General features: G+C 60.4%; 4 protein-coding genes and 1 tRNA gene. All 5 read left to right on the top strand.

Going from position 1 to position 2,874, the window contains the following annotated elements; all coding sequences use genetic code 11:
* On the top strand, positions 1 to 514 hold a 514-nt coding region (locus tag OP496_RS16965), incomplete at its 5' end, for a CoA transferase (RefSeq protein ID WP_280564996.1).
* Positions 515 to 525: 11 nt separating this feature from the next.
* Entirely contained in the window at positions 526 to 1,371 is an 846-nt protein-coding gene (locus OP496_RS16960; RefSeq protein WP_280564994.1) for a CoA ester lyase, read from the top strand.
* 21 nt (positions 1,372 to 1,392) lie between these two features.
* Positions 1,393 to 1,469 (top strand) — tRNA-Arg (locus OP496_RS16955).
* A 426-nt stretch (positions 1,470 to 1,895) separates the two neighbouring features.
* Positions 1,896 to 2,174, top strand: a complete 279-nt coding sequence (locus OP496_RS16950; RefSeq protein WP_280564993.1) for a type II toxin-antitoxin system RelE/ParE family toxin — start codon at positions 1,896 to 1,898, stop codon at positions 2,172 to 2,174.
* Between the two features lie 8 nt (positions 2,175 to 2,182).
* Positions 2,183 to 2,464, top strand: a complete 282-nt coding sequence (locus tag OP496_RS16945) for a HigA family addiction module antitoxin (RefSeq protein ID WP_280564991.1) — start codon at positions 2,183 to 2,185, stop codon at positions 2,462 to 2,464.
* Positions 2,465 to 2,874: the final 410 nt, after the last annotated feature.

Raw genomic sequence — 2,874 nt, 5'->3', positions numbered from 1 at the left:
CTACACACTGCATATCGGCGGGAGCGGCCGATGTGTATACGAGCCAGGCGATGACAAGACCGTGATGCTGGGCCTACAGAACGAGCGGGAGTGGCAGGCTTTCTGCGAGAAAGTGCTGCAGCAGCCTGAGCTGGCTGGAGACACGCGTTTCTCCACCAATGCCAGGCGCTCCGAACATCGTGACGAGTTGCGCGCTCTTATCGTGCGCGTATTTAGCGGAATGACGGCGGAAGAAGTGCTTGCACGCCTCGATGAGGCGCAGATCGCCAATGCCCATGTCAACGACATGCATGGTGTCTGGGCGCATCCGCAACTCAAGGCGCGTCAGCGCTGGACGCTTATCGACAGCCCGGCGAGCGAGATTCCGGCTCTGCTACCGCCGGGACAAAGCAGTGCTTATGCTCCTCGGATGCAGCCGGTACCTGCGCTGGGCGAGCACAGCGAGATGATCCTTGCCGAACTGGAGTATGGTCGCGACGATATCCAGCGCTTGAAAGATAACCGCGTCATCTGACGGAGCTTCTGATGAATCCACACGCCCTGCGCTCTCTTCTATTCGTGCCAGCCACCCGGCCGGATCGCATCACCAAGGCCCTGGCCAGCCCGGCGGATGCCGTCATCGTCGACCTGGAGGACGCCGTCGCCGACAGCGATAAGGCCAATGCCCGGGACACGCTCGAGGCATTTCTGGCGGATAATCCGCAGGCCATGCTCATGGTGCGCGTCAATGCCCCCGGCACTCCGCACCATGAACTCGACCTGGCGATATGCGCGCGCCAGGCGGCCATCACGCATGTGATCGTGCCCAAGGCCGAGTCCTGCCAGGCACTGGAAAAAGCCGCCGCCTGTGGCAAGGCGTTGTGGCCACTGATCGAAACGGCGCAAGGTTTACTGGCGCTGCCTGGCCTGGCCGGTGTTGCTGGCGTTGAACGGCTGAGTTTCGGGGCGCTGGATATGATCACCGAGCTGGGGCTGACACCCGAGACGCCTGGCGCTCGGCAAATGCTCGATCAGGGACGCTATCAACTGGTGGTCCACTCGCGCGCGGCGGGCCTGGCCGCGCCGATCGAGAGCCCGCACCCTGCCATCGACGACACGGATGCTTTGGCGCAAACGGCCGTTCATGCCAAGGAGATGGGGTTTGCCGGCATGCTATGCATTCACCCCCGGCAGTTGCCCGCCGTCAACCACGCGTTTTCCCCCAGCGAGGCCGACGTCGCCTGGGCCAGGCAAGTGGTCGACGGTGCCAGCCACCAGGCAGGCGCGTTCAGTGTCGAAGGTCAGATGGTCGATGCGCCGGTCATCCGCCGCGCCCAAGGCATCCTCGCCAAGCACGAAGCGGGCGTTCGCGGTGGACAATCCCTGTCCTGACGCAGTAGGATATGCCGCGTTCCGCCCTTAGCTCAGCTGGATAGAGCGTTGCCCTCCGGAGGCAAAGGTCGAAGGTTCGAATCCTTCAGGGCGGGCCACGAATTTATAAAAGCCCGCGAGTTCTCTCGCGGGCTTTTTTCGTTTTCAGCCTCGCCATTTGTAACCACTCTGGTAATCACTCGCTGCAAAGCTCGGCACTTGAAAGCCACTCCTTGGCCATACTGATCGTCGCATCGGTCGAGGCCAGCCATACCTCGACAGTTCCCTCGACGCTTCACGCAGCGGATGACCACGCCTCACATTTGGGGACAGCCTTTTCTCCATTTGGAATGGATCAATACCTGAGCCTAGCTCCGCCGATGCTGGGCTCTGGTGGAAACCGTTCTGGAAACCTCGACCGTCATGCAGATTTGCATATCGCCCAGCGGGCCTTACTCGGCGTCATCCTCTTGCCCTGGGTAGGCAGCGGCGGGCGAAGGCACTTTCCTCTTGTGTAGCGCATAGTGGTGCTATACGCTTTTCATATGATCAAGAGCTTCCGACACAAGGGCCTGCGCAAGTTCTTCGAGACCGGCTCAACTGCCGGCATCCAGGCCAAGCATGCGACCAAGCTGCAAATCCAGCTCACCGCGCTGGATAGCGCGAAATGCCCTGAAGATATGAATGCGCCAGGCTGGAAGCTGCATCCGCTCAAGGGCAACTTGCGCGGACACTGGACTATCACCGTCAACGGGAACTGGCGGCTCACATTCACCTTCGATGGCGAAGATGCCATCTTGGTGGACTATCAGGATTACCACTAGGAGGTCCTATGAACCGCATGCACAACCCCGCGCACCCAGGTGCCGTGTTGCGCGAGTACATCGGCGACATCTCAGTCACCGAGGCTGCCAAGCGCCTGGGCGTAACGCGTGCCGCGCTTTCTCGCATTCTCAACGGCAATGCCGGTATTTCGGCAGATATGGCGCTGCGCCTTGAGAAGGCCCTTGGCACCAGTGCCGAGATGTGGCTGGAGATGCAACTCAAGCACGAGCTGTGGCAAGCGTCACAACTCCCCCGTGCTCACGTAGAACCTTTGCACGCAGCAAGCTGACAGCCCGACCGGCTGAAGCTTTGCATTTTGCGCTTTTCAGCGAGAGCGCCTGCGGGAAGTTACGGATTTCCGCCATGCGTCCATCTTGGCTGGTACTGACATTTGCCAACCAACTGCGCACCAGGTGCGAACCTCAGAAAACCTCAATCGACCAGCATTCCTGAGCATCGGCGAGCCCGCACGCGCGTACTGGTCTGAAAATCATCAGAATGGCGATGCCGGACAAGGTGAAAGTATCCGCCTACTTTGATTATTTTCCGACCGGCTCGCCGCCGCACTCACTTCGCCGTAGCGGGAGCGATGATCCTTAGTGGCGGGGCTAGCCCTGGTATTCACAGAGCTTTCGATTTGAGCCCATGCGAGACGATTGCTGTAGCAACCCCTCAACCTCGGAGCCGGAACAGCCAAAC

The sequence above is a fragment of the Chromohalobacter sp. 48-RD10 genome, assembly GCF_029889785.1.
In the GTDB taxonomy this organism is placed as follows: domain Bacteria; phylum Pseudomonadota; class Gammaproteobacteria; order Pseudomonadales; family Halomonadaceae; genus Chromohalobacter.
This window is presented reverse-complemented; position numbering and strand designations above follow the sequence as displayed.

Coding starts and splice junctions, on each gene's coding strand:
- OP496_RS16960 (WP_280564994.1), top strand. CDS start 526: ATGAATCCACACGCCCTGCGCTCTCTTCTATTCGTGCCAGCCACCCGG.
- OP496_RS16950 (WP_280564993.1), top strand. CDS start 1,896: ATGATCAAGAGCTTCCGACACAAGGGCCTGCGCAAGTTCTTCGAGACC.
- OP496_RS16945 (WP_280564991.1), top strand. CDS start 2,183: ATGAACCGCATGCACAACCCCGCGCACCCAGGTGCCGTGTTGCGCGAG.